We start from the raw sequence: 18,747 nt of genomic DNA, 5'->3' as shown, positions 1-18,747 counted from the left end.
AAGGCTACCGCCCGGTCAGCGACCAGGCGTCCTCACCGCCGTCGGCGTCGTCCCCGCCGTCGTAGTACTCCACGGCCTGGGCCCGGTTTGCCAGATCATCGGCCACCAGATCCACACCGTAGCCGTGGTTGGCGTTTGCGTTCTCCGCCAGGGCTGCCGTGGCGGCATCCGGCACCACCGGGTCACCCGGGGTGCCGGGGCCGTCGCCGCGGATGGCCGCGAGCGTGGCCGCCAGATCGTCCGGCTTGACCAGCACGTCGCGGGCCTTGGAGCCCTCGGAGGGGCCCACCACGCCGCGCGATTCCAGCAGGTCCATCAGGCGCCCGGCCTTGGCGAAGCCGACGCGGAGCTTGCGCTGGAGCATGGAGGTGGAGCCGAACTGCGTGGTGACCACCAGCTCCGTGGCCTGCAGCAGCACGTCCAGGTCGTCGCCAATGTCGTCGTCGATCTGCTTCTTGGGCGCCTCGACGGCCACATCCTCGCGGTAGGTGGCCTTCAGCTGGCCCTTCACATGCTCCACCACCTGGTGGATCTCCGTCTCGGTCACCCAGGCGCCCTGGACGCGCATCGCCTTGGAGGCACCCATCGGCAGGAACAGCGCGTCACCCTGGCCGATCAGCTTCTCGGCGCCGGGCTGGTCCAGGACCACGCGGGAGTCGGTGACGGAGGAGGTGGCGAAGGCCATGCGCGAGGGCACGTTGGCCTTGATCAGGCCTGTGACGACATCCACCGACGGGCGCTGGGTGGCCAGCACCAGGTGGATGCCTGCCGCACGGGCCAGCTGGGTGATGCGGACGATGGAATCCTCGACATCGCGCGGGGCCACCATCATCAGGTCGGCCAGCTCGTCCACGATCACCAGCAGGTACGGGTAGGGCTTGATGACGCGCTTGGAGCCCTCCGGCGGGTGCACCTTGCCGGCACGCACCGCCTTGTTGAAATCATCGATGTGCTTGAAGCCGAAGTTGGAGAGGTCGTCGTAGCGCGTGTCCATCTCGCGCACCACCCACTGCAGGGCCTCGGCGGCCTTCTTGGGGTTGGTGATGATCGGGGTGATCAGGTGCGGCACGCCCTCGTAGGCGGTCAGCTCCACGCGCTTGGGGTCAACCATCACCATCCGGACCTCGTCCGGGGTGGCCCGCATCAGGATGGAGGTGATCATCGAGTTCACGAAGGAGGACTTTCCGGCACCCGTGGCACCGGCCACCAACAGGTGCGGCATCTTGGCCAGGTTGGCCAGCACAAAGCCGCCCTCCACGTCCTTGCCCACGCCCATCACCATCGGGTGGTCGTTGCGGCGGGCGTTCTGGCTGCGCAGCACATCGCCCAACGAGACGGTTTCGCGGTCCGTGTTGGGGATCTCGATGCCAATGGCGCTCTTGCCCGGGATGGGGCTGAGGATGCGCACATCGGCGCTGGCGACGGCGTAGGAAATGTTCTTGGAGAGCTGCGTGACGCGCTCCACCTTGGTGCCGGAGCCCAGCTCGATCTCGTAGCGGGTCACCGTCGGGCCGCGGGAGAACCCCGTCACCTGGGCATCAACGTTGAACTGGTTCAGCGTGTCGGTCAGGGCGGCCACGACGGCGTCGTTGGCCTCGGAGCGCTCCTTGGGCGGGGTGCCGGGGGTCAGCAGGTCTTCGGCCGGCAGCGTGTAGGTGACGTCCCCGGCCAGCGTGAGCTGCTCGGTGCGCTGCGGGATGGGCGTGGGCGGAATGTGCGGCGCGGGCGGAACCGGGCGGGCCGGCACGGCGGGGACGGCGGCGCCCGCCGCCGGATCCACCACGGAGATGGCCTCCGTCACCGGCGCCAGCCCACCCCCGGTGGGCAGGCCCTGGCGGGCGCGGATCTTGTCCGCGGCGATCTCCGCCTGGGTGGGGCGGCGCACGCCCGGCGGCAGGCTGCTGGCGGCCGCGGCCTCGTCCGCGGCGGCGGCGTCAACGAGCGCCTGTTCGAAGGCCTCGTCGCCAAAGTAGCCGTCTAGGCCGGTGTCCTCGACGTCGTCGTCGTGCCGGCTGAAGAAGCCCTTGCCCTTCTGCCGCGGGGGGCGGGCGGCCTTGGCGGCCTTGGCCTCGGCCCGCTTGGCGTCGCGGTCGTAGAGGTAGCTCTGGTCATGGCCGTTGGCGCGCTGGTCCTCGGGCGCCTGGCCCATCAGCTGCTCGTACAGGGCGCGCAGGCGCTCCGGAATGTTGCGGAACGGGGTGGCGGTGAGGATCAGCAGCGAGACGAAGGCCAGCACCGACCAGATGGCCACGGCCAGCACCGGTGAGATGGAGGCGAACATGGCCGCGGCCAGCAGGCCCACCATGCCGCCGGCCGAGCTCACGGCGCCAAAGTCGCTGATGTCCGGCATCCCGCCGGCCACATGGGCCAGCGCCGAACCCGACAGGGCCAGCAGGCAGAAGCCGATGGCCACGCGGTTGTTGGCGCGCACATTGGAGGGCTGGCGGAACACGCGCACGGCGAAGAGCAGCAGCATGGGCGGCAGGATCACGGCGAACCAGCCGAACGTACCGGCAAAGACACCGTGCACGGCGTCGGACATCGGGCCGGAGAGCCCCCACCACTCGAACGTGGCAATCAGGATGCCCAGCAGGGCGAAGAACAGTCCGCTGCCGTCGCGGCGTTCGGCGGCGGGCATGCCGCTGACATCGGTGCCCATCCGTCGCACCACCCCGCCGAGCAGGTGGCCCATCCCCTGCCAGAAGCCTGCGACCATGCGCACCGGCCAGATGGGCTCCGGTTCCGGGGCCACGGGCAGCGCTTTGGTGCGCGTGCTTGTTTTTGGACGCGCGGAAGTGCCGGATGTTCGGGCGGAGGTGTTTCGTGTCGCCATACCGCTAGGTTACCGGTGGATGGGTGCAATCAGGCTGATTTGGGCCCCGACGGGCGGGCAGGCGTACCGTTCCGCGCACTCTCCGGGCCGAACCATGGGTAGCAGCAGCCCCAGCGCAGGGTTCGCCGTCAACGCTGCGCAGGACGGTGCGCGCGGCCGCCGAACGGGCGGTTCCGGGGCCTACACTGGTCCCTGCAGGGAACTCCACAGGCGTCGGGAGGCGGGCAGTGAAGATATTCCATTGGTGCTTCCAGGTCTTCTTCCTGCTGGCCTTCGTGGTGGCCCTGGCCGCGGGCGCAACCCTGGCGCTGCCGGGCACCGGGCTGGACGCCATCTGGGCGGCCAAACCGGAGGCCCACCGGCAGTTATTGCAGGCGGGGTGGGCCGTCCCGCTCCTCTTCGGCGTGCTGTCGGTGCTGCTGCTGGCCGCGGCCATCGGGCTCATCCGGCGCCGGCGGTGGGCGCCCTGGCTGGCCGGCGCCATCTTCGCCGTCAACGCCGTCGGGGACCTGGCCGATGGATTCTCCGGCCAGCCCGCTGCGTTCGCCGGGGCCGCTGTGGGTGCCGCATTGGCCGCCGTCGTGCTGGGCCGCCGCTTCCGCCGCCACCTCGCCACCCGCCCCTGACGGCACCCGGGGGCGGCCAACGCAAAAAAGCCACCGTTCCCCGGTTCTGCCACCGTTGGACGCAACGGTGGCAGAAACGGGAAACGGTGGCAGAAACGGGGAACGGTGGCAGAAGTTGCACCGCTGAAGAGGACTACGCCTCCAGGACCACCGGGATGATCATCGGGCGGCGGCGGAGCTTGCGGTTGACCCAGGTCCCGACCACGCGGCGCACCACCTGCTGGAGCTGGTGGGCCGTGTGGTCCTTGCTGGCCAGCACGGACTCTTCCAAGGCCTTGGCGATCTTGGGTTTGATCTCGTCGAAGACGGAATCGTCCTCGGCCACGCCGCGGGCGTGGATCTCCGGGCCGGAGACGATCGCCCCGGTGGCGCGGTTGACCACGGTGATGATGGAGATGAAGCCCTCATCGCCGAGGATCCGGCGGTCCTTCAGGTCGGCGTCGGTGATTTCGCCCACGCTGGAGCCGTCCACGTAGACAAAGCCGCACTCGACCTGGCCCACGATCTTGGCGACGCCCTTGGCCAGATCAACGACAGTGCCGTCGTCGGTCAGCAGCACATTGCCGGCCGGCACGCCGGAGGCCTCGGCCAGCTTGCCGTTGGCAATGAGGTGGCGGGTCTCCCCGTGCACCGGCATGACGTTCTTGGGCTCAAGGATGTTGTAGCAGTACAGCAGCTCGCCCGCTGCGGCGTGGCCGGAGACGTGCACCTTGGCGTTGCCCTTGTGGATCACGTCCGCGCCGAGCTTGAGCAGGCCGTTGATGATGCGGTAGACGGCGTTCTCGTTGCCCGGGATCAGCGACGACGCCAGGATGACGGTGTCACCGACGCCGACAACCACCTTGTGGTCGCCGTTGGCCATCCGGGACAGCGCTGCCATCGGCTCGCCCTGCGAACCGGTGGACATCAGCACCACCTTGTTGTCCGGCAGCTTGTCGATGTTCTTCAGGTCCACCAGCACGTTGTTGGGCACCTCGAGGTAGCCCAGCTTGGCGGCGATGGCCATGTTGCGGACCATCGAGCGGCCCACAAAGGCCACCTTGCGCCCGTGCAGTGCCGCGGCGGTGAGCACCTGCTGCACGCGGTGGACGTGCGAGGAGAAGCTGGCCACGATGATGCGCTTTTCGGCCTTGCCGAAGAGGAGGTCCAGCGTGGGCCCGATCTCCGCCTCGGCGGTGGTGAAGCCGGGAACATCGGCGTTGGTGGAGTCCACCATGAACAGGTCCACGCCCTCCTCGCCCAGACGGGCGAAGTGGCGCAGGTCGGTAATCCGGCCGTCCAGCGGCAGCTGGTCCATCTTGAAGTCGCCCGTGTGCAGCACAGTGCCGCCCTCGGTGCGGATGAACACGGCCAGCGCGTCCGGGATCGAGTGGTTCACGGCGATGAACTCGCACTGGAACGGACCGAAGTCCTCCACCTGGCCCTCTTCAACCGTCAGCGACCAGGGCTTGATCCGGTGCTCGGCCAGCTTGGCCTCCACCAGGGCAAGCGTGAGCTGGGAGCCCACCAGGGGGATGTCGTTGCGCAGGCGCAGCAGGTACGGCACGGCACCGATGTGGTCCTCGTGGCCGTGCGTGAGCACGACGGCGACGATGTCGTCCAGCCGGTCCTCGATGTAGGAGAAGTCGGGCAGGATCAGGTCAACGCCGGGCTGCGTCTCTTCGGGGAAGAGCACGCCGCAGTCGACAATGAGCAATTTGCCGTCGATTTCGAAGACGGCCATATTGCGGCCAATCTCGCCGAGACCGCCCAGCGGAACAATCCGCAGAGTACCCTTCGGCAGTTTCGGCGGGGTGCGCAGTCCGGGCACGGTCATTTGGGACATATTTAGAATTCCATTCCAGCTTCCGCAAGGTCAGCTTTGATGATGGCGATCTCGGCCGCGCCCGGTTCCACGAGGGGAAGCCGGACCACCGAGTTGGACAGGGTTCCCTGCCACTTAAGAATTAGCTTTGCCGCCACGGCACCCTGGATGTGGGTCATGACGGCGCGGACCACCGGGTCCAGTTCGAAGTGCAGCGTGCGCGCCGTGGCGAAGTCGCCGGCCGCGGCGGCGTCGACGAGGGCGCGGTACTTCCTGGTGGCCACGTGGGCGCTGACGCTGACGAGGCCGACGGCGCCTGCCGCCATCCAGGGCAGCAGCAGTCCGTCGTCGCCGGAGTAGACATCCAGGTCCGTGGCCGCCAGCACGCGGGTGGTGGCGGAGAAGTCCGCCTTGGCGTCCTTGAGGGCCCGGATCCGCGGGTGCGCGGCCAGCTTGATGATGGTTTCGGTCTCGATCGCCACACCGGCGCGTCCGGGGATGTCGTAGAGCATCACGGGCAGGTCGGTGGCATCCGCGATGGCCTCGAAGTGGGCCTGCAGGCCGGCCTGGGAGGGCTTGTTGTAGTACGGGGTCACCAGCAGCAGCCCGTCAACGCCCACCGCTGCGGCGCGCTGGGAGAGGCTGATGGAGTGGCGGGTGTCGTTGGTGCCGGTGCCGGCGATGACCTTGGCGCGGCCACCCACGGCCTCCACCACGGTGCGGAACATCTCGAGGTTTTCCTCGTCCGTCAGCGTGGAGGTTTCACCGGTGGTCCCGGTGACGACGAGGGAGTCGCAGCCGTCTTCGACAAGCTTGTTGGCCAGCTTCGCAGTCGCCTCATAATCCACTTCGCCGGTGGCGGTGAAGGGGGTGACCATCGCGATTGCGAGGGTTCCGAACGGGAGATTGCGAATGTCAGAGTCAGCCATGGATAAAACGTTACCTGCTTGCGGCGTGTTTGGCAGAACGGGGCGGCGCATGGGCCCGGCGAAATGCCTGTGCACGGGTCATATTCCCTGTCCGGGGCCAGGCCTACACTGTGAACATGGAGCCGGTGGGTACGGGGTTGCTGGGCATCCTGAAGGGAACGGCGGAGCACTCGAACGGCTCCGCCGCCGTCGTGCGCAAGGTGGTGGTCTCGGCCGCCATCGTGGCCAGCGGAGCCGCGGCCACGGTGGCCGGGGTGGCCCTGCTCTTCCGGGCCGAGGGCGAGATGGCGCGCCGGGCCGCCGGGGATCCGCTCGGGGACACCGGGCCGCTGGCTGACCGGGTGTATCATCCCACCTACGGGGAGCCCATCCGCCTGCTGCTGGCCGGGGACTCGCTGGCCGCCAGCTTGGGCGCCACCAAGCCGAAGGGCACCCTGGGGGCACGGCTGGCCAAGGGGCTGGCCAAGCACAGCTTCCACGCCGTCGACCTGCGCACCGTCGCGGTGGTGGGCAGCGTGTCCAGGGAGCTCGCGGGCCAGCTGGACGGCCTGCCGGCGGACTATGTGCCGGACATCGCGGTGATTGTGGTGGGCGGGAACGACATCATGCAACGGCTCCCCCAAGCGGAGTCGGTGGCCGCCCTCAAACATGCCGTGGAGCGGCTGCGCGCCCTGGGCACGGAGGTGGTGGTGGGCACCTGCCCCGACATGGGGATGCTGTCCACTGTGCCGCAGCCGCTGCGGGTGCTGGGCGGGCGCGCATCGCGGCATCTGGCCTCGGCCCAGTACAAGGCGGTGCTGGCCGCCGGCGGACGCCCGGTGGAGCTGGGCCGGGCCGTCAAACCGCACTTCCTGGCCGATCCGGCGGACATGTTCGCCGCGGACCATGTGCACCCCTCCTCGCTGGGCTACCGCCGGGCCTCGAAGGTGATGCTGCCGGCGGTCCTTGCCGCGCACGACCAGGCCGGGGGGCTGGCACTGCCGTGGAACCGCGCCACGGGGCGTAGCACGGGCACGGTCCAGCCGTGTCAGGTTCGGGCGCGCACCGCGCGTTGCAGGAACGGCACGACGGCGGCCAGCACCTCGTCGGCCGGGAACAGGGTGTTCCCGTGGTCGCGTCCGGGCAGTCCCACCAGCTGTGCGCCGGGAATGAGCTCCGCCGCTCGGCGGGAATCCTCCAGCCGTCTCGGGTCCCGGGTTCCAGCCATCAGCAAGGTGGGCAGGTCCAGTGCCGCCAGGACCGCCTCGTCCACCGGTTCCGAGCGGTCCGTCCGGCGGAAATAGGCCAGCAGCGCCGGGGCGTCGTTGGCCAGGAACGCCGCACGGGTCATCGCGTCCAGGGGTTTGCCGATCCGCGCCTCCCAGCCGGCCACGAAGCCGGGCATGCCGCCGGCCTCCAACGCATGGTCGTAGTCCGCAAAGAACAGCTCGCCAATGCTGCCCGCGGGGATCTTGTAGGTGCCGGCCAGCGAGGTGAAGGACAGCATCCGCGCGGGGGCGGCGGCGGCCAGTGCGAAGCCCAGCCGGGCACCCACCGAATAGCCCACATAGTGTGCGGCAGCCACCCCGGCGTCATCCAGCACCGCCAGGACGTCGGCGGCCATCCGGTCCATGCCGTAGGCGGCCTCCGCCAGCGGCTTGCCGGACCGGCCGTGGCCGCGCAGGTCCATGGTGATGACCCGGTAGTGCGCGGACAGGACCTTGGTGTAGCCGAAGCCGCGCCAGATCGCCTTGGACAGGGCGCTGCCGTGCACCATCAGCAACGGCGGGCCATGGCCCTTGGAGGTGTAGGACAGCTCAACGCCGTCGTGCGGATTCACCACGCTGCCGGAGGCAGGATAGACAGTGGCGGAATGCACTGAGTCGGGAAAAATGGATCCGGGTGCCATGGGCACCAGCCTAGACCCGCACGGCCGGCATGCCGGCAACCCGGCCGGACACGGAACCGTGCCTGGACGCCGCCAGCGCGGCGGCCAGCTGCGGGCCCAGGCGTGCGGCCATCATGGCGTAGCCGGCGTTGTCGGGGTGCAGCGTGTCGGGCATCCGGGCCTCGGCCTCATCGGGGCTGAACACGGCAGCGCCGTCCACGCAGCGGATCAACGTGTCGCCGCGCTCCTGCAGCAGCGCCACGGCATCGGCGGTGGCCCTCCGGTACTGGGACAGTGTCCAGCCCACGGCATTGACCACTTCCTCGCGCGGCACCGAGAGCATCGGGGTGATGACCACCAGCGGCGTGGCCGGGTGGGCGGCGCGGATGGCGGAGAGGAAGGCCAGGACGGCACCGGCGTAGGTGCGCTCGGAGAAGGTGGCGGCGTTGTAGCTGTTGATGCCCAGGCAGACGGAGACCAGGTCCGCTTCGGTGGCGGCCAGGGTGGCGGTGGCGGCGGCATCGAGCTGGCATTCGCCGGCCATCCCCAGGCTGGTCAGGTTCCAGCCGTAGCGGCGCGCCACCAGGGCCGGCCACGCTTCGGAGGGCCCCTCGGCCTGCTGGCAGTGCGTGAGGGAGCTGCCGTAGGTGGTCCAGCGGGGGCCGTCCTCGATGGCGGCCACGGCGTCGTCGTGGGTCAGCGAGACCTCCCTGACGCGGATGCCGCCAAATTGCGGCAGCCACAGCTCGACGGCGGATTCCGCCGGCAGGTCGGCCAGGACCACCTCGTGCCGCTGCTGGCCGGGGCCGGCCAGCCGGGCGGCCAGCTCGCCATTGACCAGCACGTCAAACGGGGAGGCATCGGCGGTGCAGTCGGCCTCGACCACCAGCGTGCCGCCGGAACTCTGCCACAGGGCACGCACACCGGCCGTCATCGCCGCACGGTTGGCGAGCCCGTCCGTGGACGGCGGCAGGAACGCGGCCGCATCCAGGCGCTGGAAGCTCTGCCATCCCTCCTCGTCGACGTCGACCTTGAACACGCCAGCCCAACGGGCAGTCACAGAAACCATGGGCCCTACTTTACCGGCAGGCCCGCCCGGTACAGGGCGATGGCATCGCGCATGGCCTTGCGGGCGCGGGTCCTGTCGCCGGAGGCATCGTAGGCGCAGGAGAGGCGGAACCAGCTGCGCCAGTCCTTGGGTGCCGCGTCCACCTCGGCGCGGTACTTGGCGAACTCGGCGTCGGCGGCCTCGCGGACAATCCGGCCGCCGGGGGTGCGCGGCAGTTCATCCACCGGCAACCCGTCCTCGGACTCGAGGATCCTGGCCAGCTTTTCCATCCGGGCACCAAACATCAGCTCCCGGACCAGGGCCCAGGCACCCACGAACGGCAGCACCAGATACGCCGCACCCAGCCCCTTGGCCGTCCAGTCTGCATCGCCGAGCAGCAGCACGGAGCGCTGCAGCATGACCACCAGGTAGAACACCAGGAGCAGCGTGATCAGGCCCACCCAAATTTTGGTCTTCGACATCGCCACCGCCTAGTTCCCGAGATCCAGGTAGCCGTCCAGGCCAACGGTCAGGCCCGGCCGGGAGCCCACGGTGCGCACGCCCAGCAGGACGCCGGGCATGAAGGACTCGTGGTTGAAGGAATCGTGGCGGATGGTCAGCTGCTCGCCCATGCTGCCCAGCAGCACCTCCTGGTGCGCCACCAGCCCGGCCAGGCGCACGCTGTGCACCGGAATGCCGTCCACGGAGGCGCCGCGGGCACCGTCCATGGCGGTCTCCGTCGCGTCCGGGGCCGCGGGGGTGCCGGCGGCGGCGCGGGCGGCGGCCACCAGCTGTGCGGTGCGCAGGGCGGTGCCGGAGGGGGCGTCCACCTTGTTGGGGTGGTGCAGTTCGATGATCTCCACCGAATCGAAGTACTTGGCGGCCTTGGCGGCAAAGCTGGTGGCCAACACCGAGCCGAGGGCGAAGTTGGGGGCGATGAGCACGCCGGTGTGCGGGTGCGCGGCCAGCAGCGTGGTGAGCGTGGCCAGGCGCTCGGCGTTCCAGCCGGTGGTGCCCACGACGGCGTGGATGTTGTGCTCCACGGCGAAGCTGACATTGGCCTCGGTGGAAGCGGGCACCGTCAGGTCAACGATCACGTCGGCCTTGGCGTCCAGCACCGTCTGCAGGGAGTCCCCGCGGCCCAGGGCAGCCACCAGTTCCAGATCGGGGGCATCACCCACCGCCTTCACGGCGGCCCTCCCCATCCGGCCATTGGCACCCAATACGGCAACGCGCAGCAATTCGCTCATGGACCAAGCCTACTGGGATCCCCCGGCGGTCCCGGACCCCACCCATTCCACTGTGCCGTCGGCAAAAAACTGTTCCTTCCAGATGGGCACCTCGGCTTTGATCCGCTCCACCAGGGTGGAGCAGACCTCAAAGGCCAGCCCGCGGTGCGCCGTGGCGACAGCGCACACCAGCGCGGCGTCGCCCACGGCCAGCGGGCCCACGCGGTGCGCCACCCACAGCCGGGCGCTGGCACCGGCCGGCACCAACGTGGCGACGACGTCGGCCGCCAGGTCCGAGATCACGCGCCCGGCCCCGGGGTGGGAGCTGTAGGACAGCGACGCCACGTCCTTGCCGCCGTCGTGGTTGCGGACGACGCCGCTGAAGGTCACCACGGCGCCGCAGTCCGGGGCGTCCACCGCGGCCATGGCCTCGGCCACGGAGATGGGCTCGGCGTTCAGGGATGCGTTGATGATGGTGGTGTGGGGTGTTTCAGTGCTCATGGCTGCCTTCCAATTGGTCGCACAGGTGTCCGATCAGCGGTTCCAACACCCGCAGGCCGTCCTTGATGCCGCCGGCGGACCCGGGCAGGTTCACGATCAGGGTCTTCCCCGCCGTGCCGGCATAGCCGCGGCTCAGCGCGGCCAGCGGGGTGGCGGCGGCCCCGGCGGCGCGGATGGCCTCCATGACGCCGGGAATCTGGCGCTCCAGCAGCGGCAGCGTCATTTCCGGTGTCAGGTCGTCCGCGCTCAGCCCGGTGCCGCCGGTGGTCAGGATGACCGAGGGCCCCACCGCCAGCAGCTCCCGCAGCGCCTCCGCCACTGCGGCGCCGTCGGAGACGACCCGGGCCGGAATGACGTGGAAGCCCTGCCCGGCCAGCCACTGCGAGAGCACCGGTGCGCTGGTGTCCTGGTAGATCCCGGCCGCGGCGCGGGTGGAGGAGACCACCACCCCTGCGGTCCGCTGCGCTGCGTGTGTGCTCACAGTTCCCAGTCCCCGCTCTTGCCGCCGCTCTTGGCCAGCACCTTGATCTCGGAGATCACCGCGTGCTTGTCCACGGCCTTGACCATGTCGTAGAGCGTCAGGGCGGCAACGCTGGCCGCGGTGAGGGCCTCCATCTCCACGCCTGTGACGCCGCGGGTCTTCACCAGCACCGTGACCAGCACGGCGTCGGCGCCCAGCTCAAAGTCCACCGTCACCTTGGACAGCGGCAGCGGATGGCACAACGGCACCAGCTCCGGGGTCTTTTTGGCGGCCATGATCCCGGCCACCCGGGCCACGGCCAGGGCGTCGCCCTTGGGCAGCCCGCCGGAGCCGAGCAGGGACAGCACCTCCGCCGTGCTGTGCAGGACCGCCTGGGCCCGGGCCACACGGGTGGTTTCCGGTTTGGCGGAGACATCCACCATGTGGGCCGTGCCGTCGGCGCGGACATGGGTGAGCTGGGGATCACTGGCGTTGGTCATAGAAGCCATACTTCCACTTTTGCCCCCGACTGGAGTTCGGTGACGCCGGCCGGGATCTGGATCAGGGCGTTGGCACCGGCCAGCGCACCGACCAGGTGCGACGACGGACCGCCCATCTCCGCCACGGAGCCCGGGGACTCGAAGCCGGGCGGCTCGTAGAGGCCGCGGCGCACCTGGTGCTTGCCGGCGGGCGAGTGCAGGGCGGTGCGCAGATGGGCCAGCACCACCGGCCGCGGCGCCGGCGCGCCCACCAGTTCGCCCAGGGCCGGGCGCAGGAACAGTTCGAAGGAGACCACCGAGCTGACGGGGTTCCCGGGGAAGCCCAGGTACGGCACCCCGCGGTAGCTGCCCAGGGCCTGCGGCCCGCCGGGCTGCATGGCCACGTGGCCAAAGTCCACGCCCTCGGCGGAGAGCGCCTGCTTGACCACCTCGAACGCCCCCGCGCTGATGCCCCCGGTGGAGAGGATCAGGTCGATGCCGCCGCGGTCCGCCTCCGCCGCCAGTTGGGCGTCCAGCAGGGCCAGGAAGTCATGCGGCCGGTCCGGGGCCGCGTCGGGGGCCACCACCTCCGCGCCAGCCTGCGCCAGCGCCGCGCGCAGCAGGATGGAATTGGCGTCGTAGATCTTTCCCGGCGGCAGCGGTACGCCGGGGGGCACCACCTCGTCGCCGGTGGTCAGCAGCAGCACGCGCGGACGGCGGCGCAGCGGCAGCTCGGCCAGCCCCAGGGCCGCGGCCAGGCCCAGCTGACGGCCCGTCAGCTGCGTGCCCGCGGCCATGGCGGTGGTGCCGGCCGGAATGTCGGAGCCCTCGTCGCGGACGAACCGGCCGGGGTGCGCGGCCGGCAGTGCCACCGTGTGCGGGCCGCCTCCGTCGTGGCTGGGAAAGAGCGGCGGCACCGCCTCCTCCACCGGGACCACGGCGTCGGCGCCCTCGGGCAGCATGGCGCCGGTCATGATGGGCGCAGCGGTTCCCCGCACCAGCGGGGGCGGCACCGAGCCGGCCGGGATGGACGCCGCCACGGCCAGGGTGCCCGGCACATCGGCGGAATGCACGGCGTAGCCGTCCATCTGCGAGTTGGCGAAGGGCGGCACCGCCCGGACCGCGCGGACATCCTCGCCCAGCACCCGGTCCAGTGCGTCCAGCAGGGGCGCGCTCCCGCCGCCGTCAAACGTCCCGGCGGGCCACGCATCGCGCAGCAGTTCCAGCACGGCGGCCCGGTGGGCGGCTACGGATCGGTGCATGGGCACTCCTTAGGGGTGGTGCGGCGGGCGGAAATGGTGCGGCGGGCGGTGCGGCTATCCCACCGTGAGCGTAATCGTGTGGAAGCCTGTGGCGCCATCCGGGGCCGGCTCCGCCCGGTCCTCGGTCTGCGGCACGCCCGCCCCGTCCGTGGCCCTGACCTGGAATTCGTGCCGGCCGGACCCGGGCGCAAGCTGGATGGACCACTGGACCCAGGTGTCGGCGTTGATGGCCGGGGCCAGCGCGGCGTCCTGCCACGGGCCGCGGTCCACCCGCAGCTGGACGGCGGAGATCCCCCGCTGCGGCGCCCAGGCCTCCCCGCCCAGGGCCACCGTGCCGGCGGCCACATGGTAGCCGTCGCGCGGCACGTCGATCCGGGACGCCGTCTTGATCGGCCCCAGGGCCGACCAGCCGCGCGGGGTCCAGTAGCCGGCGTCGTCGGCAAACCGGGTCGCCTTCAGCTCCGCCAGCCACTTGGTGGCCGAGACGTAGCCGTAGAGCCCGGGCACGATCAGCCGGGCCGGGAAGCCGTGCTCCAGCGGCAACGGCTCGCCGTTCATGCCGACGGCGATGATCGCCTCGCGCAGGTCGGTCATGGCCTCCAGCGGGGTGCCGGCGGTGAAGCCGTCAGTGCTGCGCGAGAGCACCATGTCGGCGCCGGGCTGCACGCCGGCCTCGGCCAGCAGCTCGCGGACCGGCCACCCCAGCCAGCGCGCATTGCCCACCAAGTCCCCGCCCACGTAGTTGGAGACGCAGGCGATGGTGGTGAAATGCTCCACCATCGGTTTCGCCAGCAGTGTGGCAAAGTCCAGTTCCAGCGGGTGGTCCACCATTCCGGTGACCTTCAGCGTCCAGCTGGAAGGGTCGACGGCGGGCACCACCAGGGCCGTGTCGATCCGGTAGAAATCCGCGTTCGGCGTCACCACGGGTTCCACGCCGGCCAGCTGGACCTGCGCGCCGGCGGGCACCGCCGCGGCGGGGCGGGTGGGCGCGGGCAGGGTGAGGGCCGCGCGCACAGTGGCGACGCCCACCGCCGCGCCGCGCAGGGCCGCGGCGGCCAGCCCGCCCACGGCGGCCAGCACGGAGCCGATGGCCACGGCCTGGAGGAAGGACCGGCGCGACGGCGGCGCGGCCGGACGGGCGGTTGGGCCCGCGCTTTGCGCGCCCGCTGCTCCGGCACCGCCGGGCCGCCGGTCCGCGCCGGGGTATTTGCCCAGCAGGTAGCCCTGCAGCACCACGCCCACGCCGGCCGCCACCACCGGCGCCGCCAGCGCGTCGGGCCTGAAGCCGGCGCGGGTGGCCACGGCTGCCACGCCCAGCGCCCCAAAAACGGCAATGCCGGCCATCCCCGCGTACCGGCGCCAACGCTCCAACAGCCCGAGGGCTGCGGCCGCGGCGGCCATGATGAGCAGCATGGTGGCCAGGAAGACGGCCTTGTCGGCGGTGCCGAAGAGCCCCACGGCCCAATCCTTGACGCCCGGCGGCATGGCATCGATGACGGCCGAGCCAACGGCCGTGACGGGCGACAGGGCCGGGCTGAACAGGGCAGCCACCAGCTCGCCGGCGGCCACTCCTACGGCCACCGCCACCAGGGCCGCCAAGGCCCACCACCGCCGCGCTGCCATGTTGCTCCAGACTTGTCCGCCGCTCCGGCACGCTGCAGCGGAGCCGGTGGTCCCACGCTACAAGGGTTAACGCCGGGCCGGCGCACGGTGTTCCATCCGGCGGCCCCACCGGTCCGCTTCATCTAGCGCGGCGGCCTACGCCAGCGGCAGGCATGTGGCGTAGCGTGGAGCAATGACAACCGTCCAGCTAGGCATGCCCGTAAGCGTGCCCGCCGCGGCACCGGCCGCGGGCACCGCACTGCTCCCCGCCGGGCACAGCCTCCAGGCCGGGCTGCTGGACCGCTTCGGGCGCCGTGCCACCGACATGCGGCTCTCCGTGACGGACAAGTGCAATCTGCGCTGCACCTACTGCATGCCGGAGAACGGCCTCGACTGGCTCAAGAAGGACAAGGTCCTCACCAGTGCCGAAATCATCCGGCTGGTGGGCCTGGGCGTGGACCGGCTGGGCGTGCGCGAACTCCGGCTCACCGGCGGGGAGCCCCTGGTCCGGCTGGATCTGGCGGACATCGTGGCGGGCCTGCGCGCCGCCCACCCCCAACTGCCCATCTCGCTGACCACCAACGGCGTCGGACTGGCCAAACGCGCCCAATCCCTGGCCGATGCCGGGCTGACCCGGATCAACATCTCCCTGGACACCCTGCACCCGGGGGCCTTTGCCGAGCTGACCCGCCGGCCCTTCCTGGACCAGGTGCTGGCCGGGATCGAGGCCGCCGACGCCGCGGGGCTGGGCCCGATCAAGATCAACGCGGTGCTGATGCGCGGGATCAACGACACCGGCGCGGCCGAGCTGCTGGCCTGGTGCCTGGAGCGCGGCTACGAGTTGCGCTTCATCGAGCAGATGCCCCTGGATGCGGACCACGGCTGGACGCGGGACGGCATGGTCACGGCTGCGGAGATCCGCGGCCTGCTGTCCACGGGTTTTGACCTCTCCCCCGATCCCCGGGAGCGCGACGGCGCCCCGGCCGAGCGCTTTGAGGTCCGCCGCCAGGGCACGGCCGCGGTGCTGGGCACCGTGGGCATCATCGCCTCGGTCACCGAGCCGTTCTGCGCCGATTGCCGCCGCACGCGCGTCACCGCCGAGGGCAAGGTGATGAGCTGCCTGTTCTCGCGCACCGAGGTGGACCTGCTGGGGCTGCTCCGCGCCGGGGACACCGCGGCCGACGACGACGCCGTGGCCGTGCGCTGGCAGGAGGCCATGTGGGCCAAGCCCCGGGCCCACGGCATGGACCATGTGGGCCTGGGCGCGGCGGACTTTGTCCAGCCCGACCGTTCCATGTCTGCGATTGGGGGCTAGATGCTGATCCGATACTTTGCCGCCGCCCGCGCCGCCACCGGCATGGACGAGGAAGCCATCGAGCTGCCCGGCACCCCCACGGTGGCGGACCTCCAGGCTGCGCTGGCCACACTGCATCCGGCCTCCGCCTCGGACCACACTCCCCCGCTGGCGGAGCTGCTCACCCGGTGCAGCTTCCTGCGCAATGAGATCGCCGTCCGGGACCTGGCCACCGTGCTTGACGCCTCCGACGTCGTCGACGTCCTGCCGCCGTTCGCCGGAGGCTGACACCCCGGCCCACTGGATCAAGTGAAAGGTTCGCCATGCACGGCTCCCTGAAATCTGCTGCGGGCACTGCCGCCCTGATCCTCGCCCTCGCCGGTTGCTCCCCGGCGTCCTCGCCCGACGGCGGCTCCCCCGGCCCGTCGTCGTCCAGCACGACGGCGGCCACCTCCGCCCTGCTGCCGTTCGACGCGGCGGCGCTCAAGGTGGCGTTTGAGTCCGGGGCCAAGGAACTGCTGGTGCCCGGCGCGGTGATGCTGCTGCGGACCCCGGCCGGCAGCCTGACCGCGGCCTATGGCGTGCGCGAGCTCGGCGGCACGGATCCCGTCACAGTGGACGACCACATCCGGGTCGGCTCCAACACCAAGACCTGGACGGGCACGGTCATCCTGCAGCTGGTGCAGGAGGGGAAGCTCAGGCTCAGCGATCCGGTGTCGAAGTACCGGCCGGACGTGCCCAACGGCGAGGCCATCACCATCGAGGAACTGATGGCGATGCGCAGCGGCCTGTACAACTATTCCGAGTCCCTGGAGCTGAACACCGCACTGGATGATGATCCGCAACGGGTTTGGACCCCGGCGGAGCTGTTGGCGTTGGCCTTTGCCCAGCCGCCGTACTTTGCCCCCGGGACGGACTACCACTACTCCAACACCAACACCGTCCTGCTGGGGCTGATCGCCGAGCAGCTGGACGGCAAACCCCTGGCCACCATCTTCCAGGACCGCCTCTTCACGCCCCTGCACATGGCGCAGACCCTGTTTCCGGCGAGCACAAACAACGACATCCCGGCTCCCCATCCACAGGGCTACATGTACAGCACCAACGTGCTCACCATGGACAACCCCGCGCTGCCTGAGGCGGACCAGCAGGCGGCCGCCGCGGGCACGCTCAAGCCCAACAACTACACCGGCGCCAACCCATCGTGGGCCTGGGCCGCCGGGGCCGGTATCTCGACCGCTGGGGACCTGGCCACCTGGGTGGAGGCCCTGGCCGGCGGCGGCCTGCTGGACGCCGCGCTGCAGAAGCTGCGGCTGGACTCCCCCGAGCCGGCCGGCACGGGCGGCGCCAAATACGGGCTGTCGATTGCCAAGTTTGGCGAGCTCTACGGCCACACCGGCGAGCTGCCGGGCTTCAACAGCTTCATGGGCAATGACCCGGCCAACCAGGTGACGCTGGTGGTCTGGACCAATCTGGCCCCCGCCGCCAACGGCCAGGACCCGGCAAGCACCATCGCCAAGAACCTCATCGGCAGTATCTACAAGTCTGCCGGATAGCAGCGCAGGCACCAACCGGCTACCACTTCGGCGGGAGGTCCGGCGGCGGGGCACCGGCGGTGGTCCCCAGCGCCAACGCCAGCAGGGCGGCCCGGCTGTGCACGCCGCACTTGGCAAAGATCGATTTGAACTGGTCCTGCACGGTGTACCGGGCAACACCCTGCCGCCGGGCCAACCCCGCGGTGTCCAGCCCGGTGGCGGCCAGCCGCAGGAGCTCGCGTTCACGGTGGGTGAAGGCAAAACTTCTGGCGAAGACGCCCAGCCTGGCCGCCGGCAGACACTGCTGGATGGTCGCCGCGATCGGCGGGACCGAGCTGGCCGGCGCCGCCGCCATCCGGGCCGCGCGCAGATCCGCCCAGATGCCGCCGCCCACCCGGACCCGGGACCAGGCCGGATGCGCATCCACACCGGATTCGGCCGCGAGCAGTTGGGCCGCAACATTGAGCACCTCGGCCGGGATGCCCGCATAGGGCTCGGGCCCGCGCTGGAGCAGGTCCAGCCACTGCACGGCGGAGCCGGTCTGCCCCAGCACCGCAAGGTCCTCGTCCAGGACCAGGACGGCCTGCGACGGCACGGCGGCGGGCGGCATCGTCCCGGACAACGTCGCGCCGGCCGTGAACTGGCGGGCCCGGCAGTCCCGCAGGGCGAGGGCCAGCGCCGGTGCCAGCGACGCCACAAAGACGGTATCGCCGTCGTCGAACGCGTTGGCATCGATGCGCCACAGATCCAGCCAGCCCCAGCAGCCCTGGCTCTGGGCGAACACCACCGAGAGCATGTCCGCAACGCCATGGCGCCGCAGCAGTGCATCCCACAACAGGCTGCGCCCGGGCACCCCGTCCGTGGCCGCCAGCAGGGTGGCGGCCGGCGTGGGGGCCTGCGCCAAGGCCGTCCACCGGTTCAGCGGTGTCAGGTACTTTAGCCGGATCAACAGGGGCAGCTCCTGCGGGCACGGGATCGCCGCCATGGGTGTGATCCCGACGGCGGAGGCCGGATCGGCCAGCGGCCAGACATAGGCGTCGAAGCCCACGGCCTTGCGGAGTTCACGCAGAACACCGGCGCGCAGCTCGTGCTCGTCCAGGCCCGCACGGCACAACCGCTCCACCTGGGCCCGACCGTTGGTGTGCGCCCAGCTGCCAGCCATGGCACCAGTATGGGCGCTCCCGGCTGCACCCGTCCCCGGCCGGCCTCCAGATTTATGGGATGGCGGCAGGCGCGGCCGCGGACCTAGCGTGGAGGCACCACCTCGGACGAAAGGGA

17 protein-coding genes and 1 pseudogene are annotated in these 18,747 nt (G+C 70.8%); 5 read left to right on the top strand and 13 right to left on the bottom strand.

All coding sequences use genetic code 11. The annotated features are described in order from the left end of the window. Positions 1 to 4 precede the first annotated feature (4 nt). On the bottom strand, positions 5 to 2,833 hold the full coding sequence (locus tag ACQCSX_RS20255) for a DNA translocase FtsK 4TM domain-containing protein (RefSeq protein ID WP_427016997.1): 2,829 nt from the start codon (positions 2,831 to 2,833) through the stop codon (positions 5 to 7). 227 nt (positions 2,834 to 3,060) lie between these two features. On the opposite strand from ACQCSX_RS20255, the gene ACQCSX_RS20250 reads away from it, so the two are divergent. After that, on the top strand, positions 3,061 to 3,459 hold the full coding sequence (locus tag ACQCSX_RS20250; protein WP_427016996.1) for a hypothetical protein: 399 nt from the start codon (positions 3,061 to 3,063) through the stop codon (positions 3,457 to 3,459). Between the two features lie 133 nt (positions 3,460 to 3,592). Here the strand turns inward: ACQCSX_RS20250 and ACQCSX_RS20245 are convergent, their stop codons facing one another. Both ACQCSX_RS20245 and dapA read right to left on the bottom strand, forming a co-directional pair. Then, positions 3,593 to 5,284: a ribonuclease J gene (locus ACQCSX_RS20245; RefSeq protein ID WP_427016995.1), complete on the bottom strand. Its 1,692-nt coding sequence runs from the start codon at positions 5,282 to 5,284 to the stop codon at positions 3,593 to 3,595. Positions 5,285 to 5,286: 2 nt separating this feature from the next. Beyond that, positions 5,287 to 6,192, bottom strand: a complete 906-nt coding sequence (gene dapA, locus ACQCSX_RS20240; RefSeq protein WP_427016994.1) for a 4-hydroxy-tetrahydrodipicolinate synthase — start codon at positions 6,190 to 6,192, stop codon at positions 5,287 to 5,289. 116 nt (positions 6,193 to 6,308) lie between these two features. On the opposite strand from dapA, the pseudogene ACQCSX_RS20235 reads away from it, so the two are divergent. Further along, positions 6,309 to 7,103: pseudogene (locus ACQCSX_RS20235) on the top strand (SGNH/GDSL hydrolase family protein); the annotation flags it as partial. A 116-nt stretch (positions 7,104 to 7,219) separates the two neighbouring features. Here ACQCSX_RS20235 and ACQCSX_RS20230 read toward each other — a convergent pair. Genes ACQCSX_RS20230 through ACQCSX_RS20190 form a run of 9 tightly spaced genes read right to left on the bottom strand, consistent with a single transcriptional unit; the run spans position 7,220 to position 14,661 of the window. Then, complete coding sequence (locus ACQCSX_RS20230; protein ID WP_427016993.1) at positions 7,220 to 8,080, bottom strand: alpha/beta fold hydrolase; 861 nt, start codon at positions 8,078 to 8,080, stop codon at positions 7,220 to 7,222. Between the two features lie 10 nt (positions 8,081 to 8,090). Further along, a complete protein-coding gene (locus ACQCSX_RS20225; RefSeq protein ID WP_427016992.1) occupies positions 8,091 to 9,128 on the bottom strand; it encodes a GDSL-type esterase/lipase family protein in 1,038 nt (345 codons plus the stop codon). Positions 9,129 to 9,133: 5 nt separating this feature from the next. Then, positions 9,134 to 9,589 carry a hypothetical protein gene (locus ACQCSX_RS20220; protein WP_427016991.1) on the bottom strand — a complete coding sequence of 152 codons (456 nt, stop codon included), beginning with the start codon at positions 9,587 to 9,589 and terminating at the stop codon, positions 9,134 to 9,136. A 9-nt stretch (positions 9,590 to 9,598) separates the two neighbouring features. Continuing rightward, positions 9,599 to 10,357 carry a 4-hydroxy-tetrahydrodipicolinate reductase gene (gene dapB, locus ACQCSX_RS20215; RefSeq protein WP_427016990.1) on the bottom strand — a complete coding sequence of 253 codons (759 nt, stop codon included), beginning with the start codon at positions 10,355 to 10,357 and terminating at the stop codon, positions 9,599 to 9,601. 9 nt (positions 10,358 to 10,366) lie between these two features. Continuing rightward, the gene (locus ACQCSX_RS20210) at positions 10,367 to 10,837 is read right to left on the bottom strand and encodes a molybdenum cofactor biosynthesis protein MoaE (RefSeq protein WP_427016989.1); all 471 of its coding nucleotides are present in this window, start codon (positions 10,835 to 10,837) and stop codon (positions 10,367 to 10,369) included. Further along, on the bottom strand, positions 10,827 to 11,318 hold the full coding sequence (locus ACQCSX_RS20205; protein WP_427016988.1) for a MogA/MoaB family molybdenum cofactor biosynthesis protein: 492 nt from the start codon (positions 11,316 to 11,318) through the stop codon (positions 10,827 to 10,829). The genes ACQCSX_RS20210 and ACQCSX_RS20205 overlap by 11 nt, the downstream gene beginning before the upstream one ends. Beyond that, the gene (gene moaC / locus ACQCSX_RS20200) at positions 11,315 to 11,806 is read right to left on the bottom strand and encodes a cyclic pyranopterin monophosphate synthase MoaC (protein ID WP_427016987.1); all 492 of its coding nucleotides are present in this window, start codon (positions 11,804 to 11,806) and stop codon (positions 11,315 to 11,317) included. Before moaC ends, ACQCSX_RS20205 begins: the two co-directional genes overlap by 4 nt. Beyond that, positions 11,794 to 13,038, bottom strand: a complete 1,245-nt coding sequence (locus ACQCSX_RS20195; protein WP_427016986.1) for a molybdopterin molybdotransferase MoeA — start codon at positions 13,036 to 13,038, stop codon at positions 11,794 to 11,796. The genes moaC and ACQCSX_RS20195 overlap by 13 nt, the downstream gene beginning before the upstream one ends. Before the next feature lie 54 nt (positions 13,039 to 13,092). Continuing rightward, positions 13,093 to 14,661, bottom strand: a complete 1,569-nt coding sequence (locus ACQCSX_RS20190; protein ID WP_427016985.1) for a molybdopterin-dependent oxidoreductase — start codon at positions 14,659 to 14,661, stop codon at positions 13,093 to 13,095. Positions 14,662 to 14,833: 172 nt separating this feature from the next. Between ACQCSX_RS20190 and moaA the strand changes: the two genes are divergently transcribed. Genes moaA through ACQCSX_RS20175 form a run of 3 tightly spaced genes read left to right on the top strand, consistent with a single transcriptional unit; the run spans position 14,834 to position 17,490 of the window. Continuing rightward, positions 14,834 to 15,955, top strand: coding sequence for a GTP 3',8-cyclase MoaA (gene moaA, locus ACQCSX_RS20185; protein ID WP_427016984.1), 1,122 nt, complete (start codon positions 14,834 to 14,836; stop codon positions 15,953 to 15,955). Then, complete coding sequence (locus ACQCSX_RS20180) at positions 15,956 to 16,222, top strand: MoaD/ThiS family protein (RefSeq protein ID WP_427016983.1); 267 nt, start codon at positions 15,956 to 15,958, stop codon at positions 16,220 to 16,222. It begins immediately after the preceding gene. Positions 16,223 to 16,257: 35 nt separating this feature from the next. Next, positions 16,258 to 17,490: a serine hydrolase domain-containing protein gene (locus ACQCSX_RS20175; RefSeq protein ID WP_427016982.1), complete on the top strand. Its 1,233-nt coding sequence runs from the start codon at positions 16,258 to 16,260 to the stop codon at positions 17,488 to 17,490. Positions 17,491 to 17,509: 19 nt separating this feature from the next. On the opposite strand, the gene ACQCSX_RS20170 is transcribed toward ACQCSX_RS20175, so the two are convergent. Beyond that, positions 17,510 to 18,631 carry a helix-turn-helix transcriptional regulator gene (locus ACQCSX_RS20170; protein WP_427016981.1) on the bottom strand — a complete coding sequence of 374 codons (1,122 nt, stop codon included), beginning with the start codon at positions 18,629 to 18,631 and terminating at the stop codon, positions 17,510 to 17,512. Between the last annotated feature and the right edge of the window lie 116 nt (positions 18,632 to 18,747).

Origin of the sequence: Pseudarthrobacter sp. P1, from assembly GCF_050156935.1 — a bacterium.
Taxonomy (GTDB): domain Bacteria; phylum Actinomycetota; class Actinomycetes; order Actinomycetales; family Micrococcaceae; genus Specibacter.
This window is presented reverse-complemented; position numbering and strand designations above follow the sequence as displayed.

Excerpts from the sequence above, each read along its gene's own strand:
- ACQCSX_RS20255 (WP_427016997.1), bottom strand. The coding sequence starts at position 2,833 with ATGGCGACACGAAACACCTCCGCCCGAACATCCGGCACTTCCGCGCGT.
- ACQCSX_RS20245 (WP_427016995.1), bottom strand. The coding sequence starts at position 5,284 with ATGTCCCAAATGACCGTGCCCGGACTGCGCACCCCGCCGAAACTGCCG.
- dapA (WP_427016994.1), bottom strand. The coding sequence starts at position 6,192 with ATGGCTGACTCTGACATTCGCAATCTCCCGTTCGGAACCCTCGCAATC.
- ACQCSX_RS20230 (WP_427016993.1), bottom strand. The coding sequence starts at position 8,080 with ATGGCACCCGGATCCATTTTTCCCGACTCAGTGCATTCCGCCACTGTC.
- ACQCSX_RS20225 (WP_427016992.1), bottom strand. The coding sequence starts at position 9,128 with ATGGTTTCTGTGACTGCCCGTTGGGCTGGCGTGTTCAAGGTCGACGTC.
- ACQCSX_RS20220 (WP_427016991.1), bottom strand. The coding sequence starts at position 9,589 with ATGTCGAAGACCAAAATTTGGGTGGGCCTGATCACGCTGCTCCTGGTG.
- dapB (WP_427016990.1), bottom strand. The coding sequence starts at position 10,357 with ATGAGCGAATTGCTGCGCGTTGCCGTATTGGGTGCCAATGGCCGGATG.
- ACQCSX_RS20210 (WP_427016989.1), bottom strand. The coding sequence starts at position 10,837 with ATGAGCACTGAAACACCCCACACCACCATCATCAACGCATCCCTGAAC.
- moaC (WP_427016987.1), bottom strand. The coding sequence starts at position 11,806 with ATGGCTTCTATGACCAACGCCAGTGATCCCCAGCTCACCCATGTCCGC.
- ACQCSX_RS20195 (WP_427016986.1), bottom strand. The coding sequence starts at position 13,038 with ATGCACCGATCCGTAGCCGCCCACCGGGCCGCCGTGCTGGAACTGCTG.
- ACQCSX_RS20190 (WP_427016985.1), bottom strand. The coding sequence starts at position 14,661 with ATGGCAGCGCGGCGGTGGTGGGCCTTGGCGGCCCTGGTGGCGGTGGCC.
- moaA (WP_427016984.1), top strand. The coding sequence starts at position 14,834 with ATGACAACCGTCCAGCTAGGCATGCCCGTAAGCGTGCCCGCCGCGGCA.
- ACQCSX_RS20180 (WP_427016983.1), top strand. The coding sequence starts at position 15,956 with ATGCTGATCCGATACTTTGCCGCCGCCCGCGCCGCCACCGGCATGGAC.
- ACQCSX_RS20175 (WP_427016982.1), top strand. The coding sequence starts at position 16,258 with ATGCACGGCTCCCTGAAATCTGCTGCGGGCACTGCCGCCCTGATCCTC.
- ACQCSX_RS20170 (WP_427016981.1), bottom strand. The coding sequence starts at position 18,631 with ATGGCTGGCAGCTGGGCGCACACCAACGGTCGGGCCCAGGTGGAGCGG.